This window comes from Cellvibrio polysaccharolyticus, assembly GCF_015182315.1.
In the GTDB taxonomy this organism is placed as follows: Bacteria; Pseudomonadota; Gammaproteobacteria; order Pseudomonadales; family Cellvibrionaceae; genus Cellvibrio; species Cellvibrio polysaccharolyticus.
In genome coordinates this window covers 2,496,399-2,512,397 of sequence record NZ_PRDL01000001.1, presented here as the reverse complement: position 1 = coordinate 2,512,397, position 15,999 = coordinate 2,496,399, and the positions used below count along the sequence as shown (strand labels likewise).

Below are 15,999 nucleotides of genomic sequence, written 5' to 3'. Positions count from 1 at the left end.
GGGAACCCGGCGTATGAAAAAGAACCAGCTTCGGAAGGTAACACTGGCCGTTTCGGCCTGTCTGTTGGCAAGTGTGGGGCACGGGGCGCTTGCTGCTACCGCAGTGGAAGAAACGCTGGTCACCGGGCTGCGTGATCGTCTGGCGAGCGCCGGGCGGCTGCAGGATGTTATTCAGAAAACCGAAGTGCTGGACAGCACCCTGATTGATGCGCGTCAGGCGCTGAATTTATCCCAGGCTATTCAACATCAGCCCGGCGTTCGGGTTTCCAACGAATGTTCCATGTGCGGTGCCAAGCGGGTAATGCTCAATGGCATGCGCGGTGAACACACCACTATTCTGGTGGATGGCTTGCCGGTGCATACCATGATCTCCGGTTTCTACGCTCTTGATGCGCTGGCAACCACCGGCATTGATCGCATCGAGATTGCGCGCGGTGCCGGCGCCTCATTGATTGCACCCGAGGCAATTGGTGGCACGGTTAACGTTGTTACCCGGGATGCGCAAAGCAATTATCTGGAAGCTGATATTTCTGCCGGGCAGCATGGTTATCAGGCCCTGCAAGCCTATGCGACCGGCGTTTCGGCGGATGCCCGAACCGGTTTGACGCTCATTGCCCAGTACGACACCCATGATCAGACCGATGGTGATAACAATGGGGTTTCCGAAAAGCCTTTCCAGGAAAACAGCAGCCTGAGTGCGCGTTTATCGCACGATATAAACGACCATAACAATGTCCAGCTGCGAGTCGCCCGCGTTAATTCAGAGGTTTTCGGCGGGCCGGTATTGGGCGATGTGGTGCACAGTATCGGTTCTGCCTTGGCCAGTTACGATGGTGTCGAGTCGGAGCAGCTGTTTGAAGGCGGTAATGTGAATAACCGTTTTATTGGCAAACCCTGGGAAACCCTGGAGTGGGTTGATACCACCCGTGAAGAGGCCTATTTAAAATGGCTGACAGAATTCTCTGATACGCTGAGCGCTGAATTCGCCTGGAGTTATGCCGATCACACGCAGGATTCTTTCTACGAAGGTATTGATTATTACGCTGAGAACACCATGAATTATTATCGCGGTGCCTTCGACTGGCTTTGGCATCCGCAGCATTTGCTCACCTTTGGTGTTGACCATCGCTCGGAAACCTTGCGCTCAAAAACTGAAGCGCTGCAGGACGTTGAGAACTTTATCTCGGACAGTTTTGATTACGATACCTACGGCTTTTTTCTGCAAAACACCTGGACGCCGGCCCTGCCGATGGAAATTTCTGCCGTATTGCGGGTAGATCGCGTCCAGGCAGATTTTATCGATCCTGCCAAACCCGGTGTCGAGATTGAGCAAACTTTTATTGCCCCCCGGCTGGATGCCCGTTTTTTTCATACGCCCGCTATTACTTCGCGTTTATCCATCGGGAAAGGGTATCGCGCGCCCCTGTCTTTTTTTGAGAGCGAGCACGGCATTCTTGATGCGGAAATGGGCTATTTAATTGATGTCGATAAGCTGGAAGAATCGCTTTCTACCAATTACGCATTAAGTTATGAAGGCGAAAAACTGGATGCTACTTTTTCTGTGGCATACACCAGTCTGAACAATCTGGCTTCGCTGGAGCACACCGAAGAGGGCGTGCCGGTTTTGTCGCAGCTCAGTGAAAAAGCGAGCGTCACAACGGCAGATCTGGTGCTTGGCTATCAAATCACCGACTATTGGGGCGCTCGATTTTCTTTCGAAAATTTTGACTATGATGATGCATTCAAGGCCTCTTACGCCATCGCCCCTATTGAGCAGCGGATTACTTTGGGTACGGAATTTCAATGGCATAAGTTTTCGCTGAATATGGACGCGGTCTGGTATGCCTCGCGTAACCTTGCTGAATACGGTTATGAAGGGTTCGATGATGAGGCGGAGTTAATTGCCAAGCCGTTAAAAGCGCCATCTTATGCGCTGGTAAACTTCAAAGCGGCCTGGGCATTTAGCGATGATTTCAGTGTTTATGCCGGCGCTAACAATGTATTCAATTACAGCCAGGTAAGAAAATCCGGTTCACCGCTGATGTATTTGAGAGGGTACGATGTGGCCTATATATACGGCCCGATGGATTCCCGGGAATTTTATACCGGGGTTAAATGGTCTTTTTAAGCGATGGCAACCCCATAATGATTAGAAAATATGGCCCGGTGATTTTTTGCATCGGGCTGTGGTTGGGTATGTCTGTGCCGGTCAGTGCAGCTTTGTCTGGCATGCCGCTAAACGTGTTATCAGATCACCCGGATGCTTCGCTGCAACCAAAAAAGCCGCAATTGTTGATGTTCTATCAGCCGGATTGTCGCTGGTGTGGTTTGCAAATGCAGGCAATGCAAGCGGTGCAGTCGGCTTGCCCGCAAGTGGTTATGCAATTGGTCGGTATTCGCGGCAGTGATCGCCAATTGAGAGCAGAGCTGCGACGTCATCGCAGTGAGCTACCGGCTTTTGCTGGCACAGAAACTTTTCTGCGCAAGGTGGGTGGTGTTGAAGCAACCCCGATGACACTGGTGTTAAATGCGCAAGGCGAAGAGGCAGGGCGCTATCGTGGCTACCTGAATGAAGAGCAGTTGCTGGCGGCGGCCAACTGGCTGACCGGCAGCACTTGTCGTGCATTGCAAAAATAACAGATAAAAAAATGGCCTGAATTATTCAGGCCATTTTTTTTAGCGGATTACTCCGGCTTTTTACCGCGGTAACCTTTGTTTTTGGTATCGCGGTCACGCACTTTCGGCTTGCCCTTGAACTCACCTTCACGGCGCGGCTTGTCAGAGAAAGGGCGTTTCTCACGCGGTTCGCGAGAGAAGTTGCCACCTGCACCTGTGTCCACGGTAATTTCCAGCGGACGGTTGCGCACGCGCACTTTCTTCAGTTGGGTCAGCGTTTCTGCTGGCAAACCTTTGGGCAGATCAACGGTTGAGAAATCATCAAACAGTTTGATATGGCCAATGTTACTGCTGGAAATGCCGGCTTCATTGGCGATGGCGCCAACGATATCACCAGGACGTGCTTCGTGGTTGCGGCCTACCTCAATGCGGTAGCGCTGCATGTTTTCGTCAGAGGCGAATTCGCGACGCGGACGATCTTCACGGCTGCCGCCACGAGGACGGTCACTGCGCTCGCCGCGACTATCGCGATCACGGCCGCCACGATCATCACGTTCGCGGAAACTGCCGCGTTCATCTCGTGAGCGGTCTGGTTTAACGTCAGTGAATTTCACTTGCAGCGGACGCTCTCTTTGCACTAAAAACGCCAGCGCAGAAGCAATCTCTTCCGGTGAAACATCATTTTTGTGGCTGAATTCTGCCAACAAATCGTTGAAGAATGTCAGGTCAGTTTGCTCTGCCAACGTAGTAGAAATTTGCTGGGTAAACTGATCAATACGGTGACGAGTTACCGTAGCGCCGCTTGGCAATTCCATCAGCGTAATAGGCTTGCGAGTCGCTTTTTCGATGGTGTACAGCAGGCGTTTTTCACGCGGTGCAACAAACAGAATCGCTTTGCCGCTACGACCGGCACGACCGGTACGGCCAATACGGTGAACGTAAGCTTCGCTATCGTAAGGAATATCGTAGTTAACAACGTGGCTTACACGCTCAACGTCAATACCGCGCGCGGCTACATCGGTAGCGATAACGATATCGAGTTTGCCATTTTTCAGGCGCTCAATGGTGCGCTCACGCAGCTGCTGGTTCATATCACCATTCAGTGCAGAAGCTGCGTAACCACGAGCTTCCAGTTTTTCAGCCAGCTCAACGGTTGCAGTTTTGGTGCGCACGAAAATAATCATGCCGTCAAATGGCTCAACTTCCAGAATACGGGTAAGCGCATCCACTTTGTTGGTGCCGCTTACCATCCAGTAAACCTGCTCGATGTTGTCACCGGTAGACTGGTTGCTGGCGATTTTGATTTCTTGCGGGTCGCGCAAATAGCTGTCTGCTACCTTGCGGATTTCGCGTGGCATGGTGGCAGAAAAAAGTGCGGTTTGACGGGTTGCCGGAGTGTGTTCCAGAATCCACTCTACATCGTCAATAAAGCCCATGCGCAGCATTTCGTCAGCTTCGTCGAGTACCAGACTCTTCAGGTTGCTGAGGTTAAGGCTACCGCGACGCAAATGGTCCATAACACGACCGGGCGTGCCAACGACGACGTGAACGCCACGCTTTAAGGAGCGCAGCTGGCTGGTCATGTCCTGACCGCCGTAAATTGGCAGTACATGGAAACCGGGGATTTCGCTGGCGTAGCGATGGAAGGCTTCAGCAACCTGAATGGCCAGCTCACGCGTTGGCGCCAGTACCAGAATTTGGGGTTCGGCCAGTTTGATATCCAGACGGGATAACAATGGCAGCGCAAATGCAGCGGTTTTACCGGTGCCGGTTTGCGCCATACCTACAATGTCTCCACCGTTGAGCAATACCGGAATTGCGGCAGCCTGAATAGGTGAAGGTTGTTCGTAGCCAACAGATTGAATGGCTTTAAGAACGGGTTCGGAAAGAGCGAGATCGCTAAATAATACAGGTGATGACATGCTTGAACCTTGTTGTGAAGCAATGGAAAACGACATTGCCCGGTCACGCAAACTACGCAGGGTCTTGTCGTTAATGTATTTAAATAAAACCTGTGACGCTCTGATGCGAGTGATCGTATTGGCGGTAACCATGCGAACAAACAGGGGAAACAGAAGCGCTGTGATCTGATTAATTCGCGATGCAGTCGATAACCCGGATTGCAAGCTGGCAGCAATAATTACCATCAACCGACGGCAACACCAATGCTGTTAGCAAACAAACTGATATGGGTATACTGGCATTTGGAACAATTGGATCAACATATCCCTGGCACCTGATGCTAAAACAATACGTTCAAGCGGTACCATGTAACCTTTGAGCAACCTTGCTCGATAAAGGATTACGTCACTTGGAAAGGCTGGATCGCGACTTGCGTCGACGATAAAGGAAATCAATGATTACGGGCAGCCTTCAGACATCCGGTCTGTTCAGCATCACCCCGCGCGACATCATTGGGTTTTACAGAGGCTTTACTGAAAGTGGGCGCAGTATAGTGATTCCTTTAACAATTTACCAGCGTCAATATAATAAACCCTTGCTATTGGCTTATTTGTTCAGTTTGCGAGGCGAAAGCGTGCCAGTAAACGGTCCAGCGAATTGGCAAATGCCTGGCGATCCTGCGGCGAATAAGGGGCTGGGCCGCCGGAGTTGATGCCGCTGCTGCGCAGTGTTTCCATAAAGTCGCGCATGTTTAATCGTTGGCGCACATTTTCGCGGGTGTATTCTTCGCCGCGTGGATTGACCACAATCAGCCCTTTGGCAACCGCTTCGGCAGCTAACGGAATATCGGCAGTTACCAGCAAATCACCACTGACGGCAGTGTCGACAATGTAATTATCGGCCACGTCAAAACCGCTGCTGACCTGAATGGCGCGAATCAAGGGTGATGGCGGAACCGAAAGCGGTTGGTTGGCGACCAGAGTCACTTGAGTGGCTGTTCTCACCGCGGCGCGAAAAACAATTTCCTTGACCGGTTTCGGACAGGCATCGGCATCAATCCAGATTTGCATGACAGGGGTTCCGCAAACGAAAACGCCAATTATACCTGTTACACTCGGTTCAGGATAAAGACAGAGATTTGCAATGACTGCATCGACGCATGAAAAACATATTTCTACCACCGCCCTGGCCCGTTCGCTGGCCAAGGAGAGTAAGGAAGTTTTTGTACTGTTGGCCAAAGGCGGCTGGATTATCAAAGTGGATGGTCATTGGCAACTGACCGCCAAAGGACGTTTCGAAGGTGGCATTTATCTTACCCATCCCAAGTTTGGTGAATACATTGCCTGGCCGGAGTCGGTACAAAACCACCCGATATTTTTGATGCTACCGGACGCACCGCTGAGTGCAACGCATCTGGGGCAAAAAGCCGGCTTGCCCGCACGCCTGGTTAACCTGTTACTGGCAGAGCGTGGCTGGATTAAAAAATACTTGCACGGTTGGTGTTTGACGCCTGCGGGCGCAGCGCTTGGCGGGCAGCAGCAGGAAAATGAACAATCCGGCATTCCTTATGTGACCTGGCCGGAAACTCTGCTCGAACAACCCGCTTACCAACACATTGTTATGAGCCTTTCGCCGAATTTATCGGTCACAGAAGGACGTGCCTTGAACGGTCAGGGGTATCGCAATAGCGCAGAACGCCTGATTAATAATTGGCTTTATCTGACTGGCGTCAATTACGCAACCAGCTATGCCCTGGCTGAAGATATTGGCGTTACTGCGGATTTTTTTGTACCGGAAATTCGCTTGTGTATAGACTATTGGGATGCGCAAGCTAATGCCGCGACCATTTCCAACCAGTTGGAAAAGCAGCAGCGTTATCGACAGCATCAAATCAGCTTTCTCGAATTACGCGATACAGATTTACCCTTGTTGGACGAAGTGCTGGCAAGAGAATTATTTCGGCATGGCATGGCCGTTTACTAAGGCCGGTCGCTGCAAATTGACGCATTACTATCGGAGGATTTACCAATGGCCAGTGTGTTTACGCTGATTATGGAAGAAAAAATTCCAGGACATTTTGTCTGGCGCGACGAGCAGTGCATCGCCATCATGACCATTCAACCCATCCGGGCGGGGCATGTGCTGGTGATTCCCCGGGAAGAGATTGATCAATGGACAGATTTGCCGTTGGCAACCGCTACGCATTTAATGCAGGTAAGCCATAAAATCAGCAATGCGCTAAAAAAAGCTTTTCCGTCGTTGCGTGTGGGTTTGATGATTGCCGGCCTTGAAGTGCCTCACACGCACATCCATCTGGTACCGATTGATTCCATGGAAGACCTCAGTTTTGCCCATGCAAAAAATGCCGATGCAGAAAGTCTGGCTGCTGCTGCGGAAAAAATTCGTGAGGTGTTGGCGGCAGAGAGCAGCGCCGCCTGACCATGAATGCGGACATCGGGTTAATGAGTTGTTGTCAGGAAAATTGCTAAAAAAAGAGCTGCCTGGCGCAGCTCTTTTTACGTTGGACGGCGGGTAAGCCCTAGCGCGGCTGGAAGTTGCGCAGTATGTCGCCGCCGTAGGGGGCGTGTGGTAAATGTTCTTCAATCAAATCAATCGCGCCTTCATACACTTTGTGCACATCCGGCTTCAGACCAGTGCTCATGCGGCGGGACAACATAGTCATTGGAAAAAGGCAATGTTGGGTGCCGGTGATGCACAGGGCGCGGCTGCGGCCAACCCGATCAATATAAATTTTCCATTGCAAGGAGGGCAGGTCAGCTTCCAGCACGCGTCCCATTACAGCGCCCAGCGCCTGCAAGGCTTCGGTGTCAGTGGAAGGAATCAAGCCCTGATTAATTATGGTCTGAAGTAAATCCAGATCCGACATATTGCCTCGCACCTGACTGCCCAGACGAGTGCGTGCCAGCTGATCAATACTATCGACCTGGCGATCCATGAAAGATCGATCCATCATACCCGGCTCTTCGAGCACGACCTTTGAATTGGCGGCGTAAGCACTGCCACAGAGGGTTGCTGCGAACAACAGAGAAACAAGCGTTTTAACCATGGCGGACCTCGGAATTGGTTGGCTCGGTGGATGGGGTAGCAGGTTTATTATCGACTATGACAACCGGTTGCGGATAAAAATCATCAAGCGATACAGAAACTCCCGGCGCAGTCACAATATGTACGTGGCGACTGGAGAGTTGTCGGGGTTCGCTGACGCCGCAGGCGTGGGCAATCATACCCACACCGTAGGTCATATTCTGGTGGTAAAACGCGACGCGATTAGCCTTGTCGGTAGGATCGAGCCCGCGCTGAAGTTTGGGGTTATGGGTAGTAACGCCGGTAGGGCAAGTGTTTTTATGGCACTGCATCGCCTGAATGCAGCCCAGGGCGAACATAAAACCGCGCGCGCTGTTGACGAAGTCGGCGCCGCAGGCCAGCGCCCAGGCTACCAGCGACGGGGTGATCAACTTGCCAGCCACAATCAGTTTAATGCGCTGCTTGAGGCCCGCTTCAATCAGCAGATTAACCACCCAGGGCAGGCTTTCTTTTAACGGCAGGCCCACATAATCCATCAGCGGTTGCGGTGCTGCACCACTGCCGCCATCGGCGCTATCAATGGTGATAAAGTCCGGTGCATGTTCAATGCCCCGGTTGCGAATGGCTTTTACCAAATCTACCAGCCAGGTGGTTTCACCAATAACCGCCTTGAAGCCTACCGGTTTGCCGGTCACCGTGCGCACATGGTTAATCATATCCAGCAAGTCATCCACCGAGCGGATATCGGTGTGGCCATTGGGGCTGATGGATGGATGGCCAACCGGGATGCCACGAATGGCAGCAATTTCTTCAGATACCTTTTCGGCGGGCAAAATACCGCCTTTACCGGGTTTTGCACCCTGGCTGAGTTTGATTTCGAACATCTTTATCGCATCAATCGCGGCCAGTTCCTGCAAACGGCTATCGCTCAGGTTGCCCTCCATATCCCGCACACCGTATTTGGCGGTACCTATTTGAAAAATCAGGTCACAACCGCCGTCCAGGTGATAGGGCGAAAGGCCGCCTTCGCCGGTGTTCAACCAGCAACCGGCTTTTTTTGCGCCGCGCGATAACGCCAATAATGCCGGTTTTGACAGGGCGCCATAACTCATGCCGGAAATATTAAACAGCGAACTGGTGGTGTAAGGCGTGCGGGCGTAAGGGCCGATGGTCACCGGCGAGGGCAGCGCTGCGTCTTTTTCCAGCACCGGAAATGCAGAGTTAAGAAAAAGAATGGTGCCGGTAGGGTTGAGGTCTCGCGTTGAGCCAAATGCAGCATTGGGGTCTACATTTTTCGCGGCACGATACACCCAGGCACGCTCGGCGCGATTAAAGGGCATTTCTTCGCGATCCATGGCGAAAAAGTATTGGCGAAAAAAAGTCCCGAGGTGTTCAAACCAGTAGCGGAAGCGGGCAATAACCGGATAGTTGCGCCGCAAGGTATGCGTATGTTGGGTGATATCAATAATGTAATAAACAATAAATAGCAAAATTGCGCCAACAATAAGCACAATAAACATCAACGACAAAACATTGAGAAAAGTAAACGTAAATTGCTCAGCCGACATAACCTGTCACTCATCCTGCTGACCAGCCGGTACATCGCCGGCCTAGTCTGTTAATTAGTCATCCACAACATTGATATTGCTGCGGGTACGCTCACCAATAATTCTGGCCGGATTCCCCGCGGCAATGACACCGGAGGCTATTGAGCGAGTGACAACACTTTGCATACCCACAATGGTGTGATCGCCAATGCTGACGCCATCAACAATGCCTACGTGTGCACCCAGCCAAACATCCTGACCTAACACAATACCTTCTGACGTCACCGGCTGTTCATGAATGGGGCGGTCAGCCGCCATGCCATGGTTAAAGGCGTACAGCGAACAATAAGCAGCGATGCGCGTTTGGTCGCCAATCATAATCCCTTTTCGGCCGCCATCCATAGTGACATGGTGATTAATGGAAACGTGTTTGCCCAAGGTGATAGGGCCGTGCATAACCGTGTCTGCGGCGATAAAAGAGTTGTCGCCAATGATAATTGTTCTCCCCGGCTCGGCAAAAAGTTTTGCTTCCGGGGCGATAAAACAATGCTTGCCAATAATGACCGTTTCAAGGCGTTGCAGTTCGCTTTGAATCTCTTCTTGCCATGCTTGCGCCCAGGCAAGATGTTTCGCTTTAATGCGTGCGTACAACCAGGGCATATAGCTCAATCGCCGCTTGTGCTGGGCGCGATAGAAATCAATGCTGGTAGGTTGACTTGAAGACATAGGGCAGGGGACTGGTAGGGAAAAGTTGGCTAGTGTTATAGAGTTCAGCTATTAGTAAAAGCCGGACGATCATAAATTAAAAAGGTATTTACAGGAAAGCTGTTACGTATCGATCAGAAAACAGTGTACTGTGGCTGATCGTCGACACCTTATCGGGCGTCGGTGCAGGATATAAATCCTTCGGGTCGCATTTCCTGTAAACACCTGCTCTTTAGTATAGCGGGTAGAAAAATTGGCGAAAGAACATTCAGCGTTATCCATTCATTATTAAATAACCATAAATTTGCTATAAGTGTGTAATGGTAACCTGAAAAGACGCCCTGGTTTTTGAACAGATTTTGCAAGGAACTTGTTGCCGGTCAAATAACACCGTCAACAGCGTAGGATACTGCGCACCCTGGTCTTGAGTGTCAGCCGTAAATGGAGGTCGGCTGTACCGGAAGTCAGGAAAACAGGGTTTGCGATCCGCTTGCCACCTCACATCCTGTCAGGATTGAATGTGCCCTTGTCGAGCATGCTTGATGCTGAGCAGTGTTGCGATCGACAAACCTGTAGCATTTTACTTTTGAGTACCGGGAAAAACGGTTTATGACTCCGCTACGAGTTGCCCTGGTTTATTTCATATCTGCACTGATGTGGATCATTTTTTCAGACAATCTGCTGCATTTTCTGGTGGAGCGTCCTGACTATTTATTGCGCTACCAGAGCTTGAAGGGCATTGCCTTCGTATTGCTCAGTAGCGGGCTGGTTTACTGGCTGGCGGTGCGTTTGCACAAAGCCCTTTCCCGCGAAATGCATTCCCGCAAATCGCACCTCAACCAATTGCGCCGCAAAGCCTACACGGACGACCTTACCGGGCTGCCCAATCGACGTATGGGTTTGCGCTCCTTGCGCCGCCTGCTTCATTTGCATCAACAAAAAGAAGTGCCGGTATTCTTCGGTTTGCTGTTTATTGACCTGGACAATTTCAAGCACATTAACGACACCCTGGGGCATTCGATTGGCGACAAGGTGATTGTGGCTGCAGCCAGAAGGCTGGAGGGCTGCCTGCAGTTTGATGAGATTCTGATAAGACACGGTGGTGACGAGTTTATTATTATCCTCAACCAGGTCAACGGGCGCGAATGTCTCGAAAGCTACGGAAAACGCATTCTCGATATGTTCAATGATCCCATTGTGGTCGATGGCATGTCGTTGCTGGTATCGGCCAGTATTGGTATTACCCGCTACCCGGAAGATGGCACCAGCTCCACCATTCTAATGCGCAACGCTGACCTGGCGTTGCATTTCAGTAAAAAGTACAAGCCCGCCTTACGTTTCTACGATGAAACCATGAGCGCTTCTTTTCGCTATCGCTTCGATCTGGAGCAGGGGTTGCGCAAAGCATTGATCGACAGCGAATTGCAGGTTTACTACCAACCCTTTTATGCGCCCGGCAGCGGCGAACTGGTGGGGGCCGAAGCGCTGGTGCGCTGGCCGGATAAAACCGGTTTTGTATCGCCCGCTGACTTTATTCCGGTGGCAGAAAGTACCGGTCAGATTCGTGCGCTGGGTGCGCTGGTGCTGAAGCGCGCCTGCTGCGATACCCGGCTGCTCAGCGAACAGCTGGGGAAAAAACTGGTCATCGCAGTCAATGTTTCGCCGGTGCAATTTGCCAGTAATGATATTATTGCCGACTTGCAGGAAGCGATTAACATCAGCGGAATAGACGCAACCCAGGTCGTGCTGGAAATTACCGAAGGGGTTTTTATCGGGCAGATCGCCGGCGCCGCGCGCTTGCTGGAAGAGGTTGTCGCCATGGGTGTGCGTTTATCCATGGACGATTTCGGGCAGGGTTATTCATCGCTCAGTTATTTGCGCATGCATCCCTTCAGTTTTCTCAAAATTGATAAATTATTTATTCAGGGCATGGTGCAATCACCACAGGATTACGCTCTGGTACAAGCCAGCGTGGCCATGGCGCAAGCGCTGCAACTGGGCATTGTTGCCGAAGGCGTTGAAACCCGCGAGCAGCTGGAGATGCTGGAGAGTTTGTCGGTCGATTATGCGCAGGGGTTTTATCTTGCCAGGCCCATGGCTTTTGACGAATACCAAAAGGTTGCCAACATAAAACATGTATGACGTTGTAGAAAAAAATACCGACTTTATTGTGGTCTATAAATACCCCGGCATCAATTTTCACCGCGAAGAAGATGAAGCCGGTTTGTTTGAACAGGTAAAAGCGGATCACGCCCCGGAAGGTTTGTTTCCGGTACACCGGCTGGATAAAGTGACGTCCGGGTTGCTGGTGATGGCGCGTACCGAGGCGGTGAATCTGGCGCTTTGCCAGCAATTTGCCGAGCGCACCACAGAAAAATATTATCTCGCCATCAGTGAAAAAAAACCTTCCAAAAAACAGGGCATGATCAAAGGCGACATGGTAAAAGCTCGCCGGGGTGCCTGGAGGCTTCAGTCCTCTTTGGAAAACCCCGCCGTCACACAATTTTTCAGCTACTTTCTGGCTGAAGGGCGTCGTCTTTTTGTGTTGCGGCCACGCACCGGAAAAACGCACCAATTGCGCGTAGCAATGAAAAGCCTTGGTTCTCCTATTGCGGGCGATGCACTTTATAATGATGCAGCCCTGGCAAGCCATGCTGACCGTTGTTATCTGCACGCTTATCAGCTGGCGTTTTCACTTCACGGAAAAACCCATCGCTTTCAGGCGTTACCGCGACAAGGTGACTGGTTTCAGGATGAAGCCTTCTGCGCACTTCTGCCGACCATTAACGAACCGCATAATCTTTTATGGCCATAAATTTCTCCAGGTTTTTTTTTAAGTGGTGGCCGGGTATTGCCGTTGTTGGTGTGTTGATATTGCTGGCCGGGTGGTATTACCACAGTACACGTTTGCCTGCCGACACCACACCGCCAGTGGCAATGGAAAATAATGACTATCGGTTTGATCGTGTTGACTGCTGGTTTTCTTTCCCGGAACAAGAAGTAATCAGCTGCGGCCGATTGCTAACGCCGGATAACACCGGTGGTTTTTCATTGCCTGTCGTCATCATTCATGAGCAATCGGAAGAGCGTCGTCCCGACCCGGTTTTGTATTTGCAAGGCGGGCCTGGTTCCACCGCAGGTTTGAACGATGCCGGTATTGATTACTGGTTGGCGTGGCGCGATAACGCCAACTTTAAACGCGATGTAATTTTTATGGACCCGCGCGGAACCGGCGATAGCAAGCCGCAATTGGCATGCGCCAGTTTCGACCGACTATCGTTGGAAATACTGCGTGAAGATATCACCTTGCAGGAAGAATTCCGTCGCGGTGATCTTGGCATGCAAGCCTGTTTTCGTCACGCCGCCAATGCCTATTTCAACCCGGAATTTTTTGGCACGCAGCAAAGCGCCAGTGATATTCATGGTTTGATCAATGCTTTACCTGAGTATCCGCAGTGGAATTTGTTTGGCGTTTCCTACGGCACTCGCCTGGCAATGGCAGCCGCGTTTCAATTTCCGGCGGTGCGCGCCATGGTATTGGATTCGCCTTATCCTGCGGGCCGTGGCGATATGGAGCAGTGGCCTGAAGTGTTTGATCAGGCGATTCAACGCTTTGCCAACTGGTGTGATGCGGATGCGAAATGCACCGGCGAATCCCGGGAAAATTTTATTGCCCGCTTGCGGCAGGTGTTGCAGCAATTGAAAGCCTATCCTGTGTCTTTATCGGTAGCTCGCTGGGATGGCGAATGGCCGGTGCGGCTTTTATTAAACGACCACCGCTTTTTATCGTTTCTTTTTTCATCCATTTACGATGCTAATAGTTGGCCGCACATCTCTGAAGCCATGAGTATTGTGCTGGGCAGCGAGAAAGGTTTTTACCCTTATGCTGACCGCACCCGCATGGCGGAGCTGATGCAATCGCTGGTTAACCAGGCGGTCAGTACAGACTTTTTTCCGATGGTTTTCGATGCGGTGGATTGTGCTGATCAAACAGCGGTGCGCCAGGACGTTTATGAAGATCATATAAAACGCTATCCCTTGCTGGCAGATTACACGCGGGATTTATGGCAGTTTCAGCGTTGTGACCCGAATATCATTCCGGCGCCGTTGCGGTTGAATGCAGAAAATATTCCCGAGCAGCCAGCGTTACTTTTGTCTGGCGATATTGACCCGATTACCCCGGCGCATTGGGCCGAAGCTTTGCATCAGCAATGGCCATCAAGCCAGTGGCTGGAAATGAAAAATACCGGTCACGCGGTAACCGTCACTCACGGTTGCTTGCTTGAGCGGGCGGTAGATTTTTTTGATCATCCGGATAAAAAATTTACCGGTTGTTGGTAAATGCTGAAAGAGAAGAGGGAAGGACGAGCGGTGCAGCGAGGGTGAAATTGCCGGTAGCCAGTCATGGCTGACTACCGGTTATCTGTTACTTATTCGTACAGACACAGATAAGCAGTATCCGCTTCTGCAGCAACTTTAAAGCGCTGGTTGGCTTCTACAATAAATGTTTCGCCGGCGGTAAAGGTTTTCCAGTCGCTTTCGCCCGGCAATTGTACGCGCAGGTTGCCGCTGGTAATGGTCATGTACTCTTTCTGGCTGGTGCCAAATTCGTACTCGCCCTTGGCCATAACGCCAATAGTGGCCGGCAGGGTTTCGGTTTGAAAAGCGATGGATTTTACTGCGCCGTTAAAGTATTCGTTAACTTTGAACATGTTGCTCTCCCGTTTCGTAGAGATGGCATAAGCCGATGAATTGTTCATAACCGCAGGGCGTTGATGAAGCCAAAAAAACAGTCGCCCACAAAAAAGGCCGCATAAATGCGACCTTCTTCGTATATATCTGGCTCCGCCTGCTGGACTCGAACCAGCGACCCAATGATTAACAGTCATTTGCTCTACCGACTGAGCTAAGGCGGATCTTCGACTTCCGTTGTGGAAGTGGTGCGTATCATATAGCCGGGTACCGGGTCGGTCAACTATTTTTTCAAAAAAATCAGTAAATTACCCGCGTGCGATCAGGTCTTCGGCAAAGTGTATTTCAGGTAAACACAATGGTTAAAAAGTGTTCTTGCTGGCGGTGCGGGAGAAGACGCCCATCGCTACAAACCTTCGCTTCGGGGTGCTTGTAGCGATGTTCGTTATTGGGTCAGTCGGAAAACCTGAAAACCGCGTTGTTGGGTCAGCTTTTCTATGTGTCGAAAATAGGGGGCTGCTTTTCGCTCCACCGGAATAAATTGGTTTACTACAAAAAATGCATTACCGCCGCTGCTTAGCAAGCGGTGCGCCTGTTGCAAAAATTTGTCGGTGAGGTCGCCATCGGTGCCGAAGCCCTGGTGAAAGGGCGGGTTGCACAGAATCAAATCGAAATTACCGCCCAATTGAAGGCCCGCATCAGCGGCAATGACTTCTGCTGTTAAATGATGTTGCAGACAATTGGCCTCGGCTGCGATCAGTGCGGCGGCGTTGTTGTCGGTAAGTACGCGTTTTTGTACGGGCAGTGCGCTGGTCGCCAGCGTAAGATAACCATAGCCGCAACCGAGGTCGAGCAGGCGTTCCGGTGGTGTATGTTGCTGATAAAAACCGAGCGCCTGATCAACCAGTAACGCGCTGCCTTCATCAATTTTATTCCAGCCAAAAATGCCAGGTTTACTCATCCAGTCGATGCCATTCAGCTGGCCAGCCGGCCTTAGCCGGGGGTAGTCACTATCGTCCGGTGTTGCAGATTCCTGCAATGTGTGACGCTGAATAAATGCGTAATAAAAATTGCCTTGCTTGGTGGCTTTGCTGGTGTCTTCAAAGTAGTGGGCGGCTTTGTCGATAACTGTTTTTATACCTTCGTTCTTTTCGCCGCATAACACCAGTGTGCCGCCGGGTTTTAAAACCCGACCAGCGGTTTTTAATAAATGATTCACCAGCGGTTTTTCTTTGGATATTCTGTAAAACACGTAATCCAGAGAGGCGCTTTCTATACTGCTTGCATCAAAGTCATTAAATAAAACCTGTTGTGAACGGCTTTTTGCAGCGTCGGCGACATCAAAACGATTACTGATAATGATCAGGTTTTTAAAATTTTCCGGCAGGCTCTGTAACAAGGGCAGGGTGTTCTCGTCCGCAAACCACAGACACTTGCCATCGCCTGTTTGCCGAATGGTATTGAGCAGCCACTGGCTTGATGCATCAAACAT

The 15,999-nt window shown here is 51.0% G+C and carries 14 protein-coding genes and 1 tRNA gene; 7 read left to right on the top strand and 8 right to left on the bottom strand.

The window, feature by feature from the left end; all coding sequences use genetic code 11:
- Nucleotides 1–13 precede the first annotated feature (13 nt).
- The gene (locus C4F51_RS10790) at nucleotides 14–2,128 is read left to right on the top strand and encodes a TonB-dependent receptor plug domain-containing protein (RefSeq protein ID WP_193909678.1); all 2,115 of its coding nucleotides are present in this window, start codon (nucleotides 14–16) and stop codon (nucleotides 2,126–2,128) included.
- A gap of 17 nt (nucleotides 2,129–2,145) precedes the next feature.
- On the top strand, nucleotides 2,146–2,637 hold the full coding sequence (locus C4F51_RS10785) for a TlpA family protein disulfide reductase (protein ID WP_193909677.1): 492 nt from the start codon (nucleotides 2,146–2,148) through the stop codon (nucleotides 2,635–2,637).
- Nucleotides 2,638–2,684: 47 nt separating this feature from the next.
- Here C4F51_RS10785 and C4F51_RS10780 read toward each other — a convergent pair whose 3' ends face one another.
- Together C4F51_RS10780 and C4F51_RS10775 are read right to left on the bottom strand one after the other, a co-directional pair.
- On the bottom strand, nucleotides 2,685–4,538 hold the full coding sequence (locus C4F51_RS10780; RefSeq protein ID WP_193909675.1) for a DEAD/DEAH box helicase: 1,854 nt from the start codon (nucleotides 4,536–4,538) through the stop codon (nucleotides 2,685–2,687).
- Between the two features lie 594 nt (nucleotides 4,539–5,132).
- Complete coding sequence (locus C4F51_RS10775; protein ID WP_193909674.1) at nucleotides 5,133–5,588, bottom strand: YaiI/YqxD family protein; 456 nt, start codon at nucleotides 5,586–5,588, stop codon at nucleotides 5,133–5,135.
- Between the two features lie 73 nt (nucleotides 5,589–5,661).
- On the opposite strand from C4F51_RS10775, the gene C4F51_RS10770 reads away from it, so the two are divergent.
- Together C4F51_RS10770 and C4F51_RS10765 are read left to right on the top strand one after the other, a co-directional pair.
- Nucleotides 5,662–6,501 (top strand): 4-alpha-glucanotransferase, encoded by an 840-nt coding sequence (locus tag C4F51_RS10770; RefSeq protein ID WP_193909672.1) that lies wholly within the window; start codon nucleotides 5,662–5,664, stop codon nucleotides 6,499–6,501.
- Nucleotides 6,502–6,546: 45 nt separating this feature from the next.
- Nucleotides 6,547–6,957 carry an HIT family protein gene (locus tag C4F51_RS10765; protein WP_193909670.1) on the top strand — a complete coding sequence of 137 codons (411 nt, stop codon included), beginning with the start codon at nucleotides 6,547–6,549 and terminating at the stop codon, nucleotides 6,955–6,957.
- A 100-nt stretch (nucleotides 6,958–7,057) separates the two neighbouring features.
- Here C4F51_RS10765 and C4F51_RS10760 read toward each other — a convergent pair whose 3' ends face one another.
- From C4F51_RS10760 to C4F51_RS10750, 3 genes are read right to left on the bottom strand one after another with little or no spacing between them, the layout of a single operon-like run.
- Nucleotides 7,058–7,585 (bottom strand): DUF3806 domain-containing protein, encoded by a 528-nt coding sequence (locus C4F51_RS10760; protein ID WP_193909668.1) that lies wholly within the window; start codon nucleotides 7,583–7,585, stop codon nucleotides 7,058–7,060.
- Nucleotides 7,578–9,131 (bottom strand): FMN-binding glutamate synthase family protein, encoded by a 1,554-nt coding sequence (locus tag C4F51_RS10755; RefSeq protein ID WP_193909666.1) that lies wholly within the window; start codon nucleotides 9,129–9,131, stop codon nucleotides 7,578–7,580. Before C4F51_RS10755 ends, C4F51_RS10760 begins: the two co-directional genes overlap by 8 nt.
- A 54-nt stretch (nucleotides 9,132–9,185) precedes the next feature.
- Nucleotides 9,186–9,836, bottom strand: coding sequence for an acyltransferase (locus C4F51_RS10750; RefSeq protein WP_193909665.1), 651 nt, complete (start codon nucleotides 9,834–9,836; stop codon nucleotides 9,186–9,188).
- Between the two features lie 588 nt (nucleotides 9,837–10,424).
- Here C4F51_RS10750 and C4F51_RS10745 point away from each other — a divergent pair.
- The 3 genes from C4F51_RS10745 to C4F51_RS10735 are packed head-to-tail and all read left to right on the top strand — an operon-like array spanning nucleotide 10,425 to nucleotide 14,156.
- Nucleotides 10,425–11,957: a putative bifunctional diguanylate cyclase/phosphodiesterase gene (locus C4F51_RS10745; protein ID WP_193909663.1), complete on the top strand. Its 1,533-nt coding sequence runs from the start codon at nucleotides 10,425–10,427 to the stop codon at nucleotides 11,955–11,957.
- Nucleotides 11,950–12,630 carry a TIGR01621 family pseudouridine synthase gene (locus C4F51_RS10740; RefSeq protein WP_193909661.1) on the top strand — a complete coding sequence of 227 codons (681 nt, stop codon included), beginning with the start codon at nucleotides 11,950–11,952 and terminating at the stop codon, nucleotides 12,628–12,630. Before C4F51_RS10745 ends, C4F51_RS10740 begins: the two co-directional genes overlap by 8 nt.
- A 50-nt stretch (nucleotides 12,631–12,680) precedes the next feature.
- The gene (locus C4F51_RS10735; protein WP_193909659.1) at nucleotides 12,681–14,156 is read left to right on the top strand and encodes an alpha/beta fold hydrolase; all 1,476 of its coding nucleotides are present in this window, start codon (nucleotides 12,681–12,683) and stop codon (nucleotides 14,154–14,156) included.
- 89 nt (nucleotides 14,157–14,245) lie between these two features.
- Here the strand turns inward: C4F51_RS10735 and ppnP are convergent, their stop codons facing one another.
- The 3 genes from ppnP to C4F51_RS10720 form a co-directional block, all read right to left on the bottom strand.
- A complete protein-coding gene (ppnP, locus tag C4F51_RS10730; RefSeq protein WP_193909657.1) occupies nucleotides 14,246–14,527 on the bottom strand; it encodes a pyrimidine/purine nucleoside phosphorylase in 282 nt (93 codons plus the stop codon).
- A 128-nt stretch (nucleotides 14,528–14,655) separates the two neighbouring features.
- Nucleotides 14,656–14,731, bottom strand: a tRNA-Asn gene (locus C4F51_RS10725).
- A 221-nt stretch (nucleotides 14,732–14,952) separates the two neighbouring features.
- Nucleotides 14,953–15,999 (bottom strand): methyltransferase, encoded by a 1,047-nt coding sequence (locus C4F51_RS10720; protein WP_193909655.1) that lies wholly within the window; start codon nucleotides 15,997–15,999, stop codon nucleotides 14,953–14,955.

Bases quoted from the DNA above. Each gene is read 5' to 3' on its own strand.
- C4F51_RS10720 (WP_193909655.1), bottom strand. From the start codon at position 15,999: ATGTTTGATGCATCAAGCCAGTGGCTGCTCAATACCATTCGGCAAACA.
- C4F51_RS10765 (WP_193909670.1), top strand. From the start codon at position 6,547: ATGGCCAGTGTGTTTACGCTGATTATGGAAGAAAAAATTCCAGGACAT.
- C4F51_RS10790 (WP_193909678.1), top strand. From the start codon at position 14: ATGAAAAAGAACCAGCTTCGGAAGGTAACACTGGCCGTTTCGGCCTGT.
- C4F51_RS10755 (WP_193909666.1), bottom strand. From the start codon at position 9,131: ATGTCGGCTGAGCAATTTACGTTTACTTTTCTCAATGTTTTGTCGTTG.
- C4F51_RS10760 (WP_193909668.1), bottom strand. From the start codon at position 7,585: ATGGTTAAAACGCTTGTTTCTCTGTTGTTCGCAGCAACCCTCTGTGGC.
- C4F51_RS10745 (WP_193909663.1), top strand. From the start codon at position 10,425: ATGACTCCGCTACGAGTTGCCCTGGTTTATTTCATATCTGCACTGATG.
- C4F51_RS10750 (WP_193909665.1), bottom strand. From the start codon at position 9,836: ATGTCTTCAAGTCAACCTACCAGCATTGATTTCTATCGCGCCCAGCAC.
- C4F51_RS10740 (WP_193909661.1), top strand. From the start codon at position 11,950: ATGTATGACGTTGTAGAAAAAAATACCGACTTTATTGTGGTCTATAAA.
- C4F51_RS10775 (WP_193909674.1), bottom strand. From the start codon at position 5,588: ATGCAAATCTGGATTGATGCCGATGCCTGTCCGAAACCGGTCAAGGAA.
- C4F51_RS10770 (WP_193909672.1), top strand. From the start codon at position 5,662: ATGACTGCATCGACGCATGAAAAACATATTTCTACCACCGCCCTGGCC.
- ppnP (WP_193909657.1), bottom strand. From the start codon at position 14,527: ATGTTCAAAGTTAACGAATACTTTAACGGCGCAGTAAAATCCATCGCT.
- C4F51_RS10780 (WP_193909675.1), bottom strand. From the start codon at position 4,538: ATGTCATCACCTGTATTATTTAGCGATCTCGCTCTTTCCGAACCCGTT.
- C4F51_RS10785 (WP_193909677.1), top strand. From the start codon at position 2,146: ATGATTAGAAAATATGGCCCGGTGATTTTTTGCATCGGGCTGTGGTTG.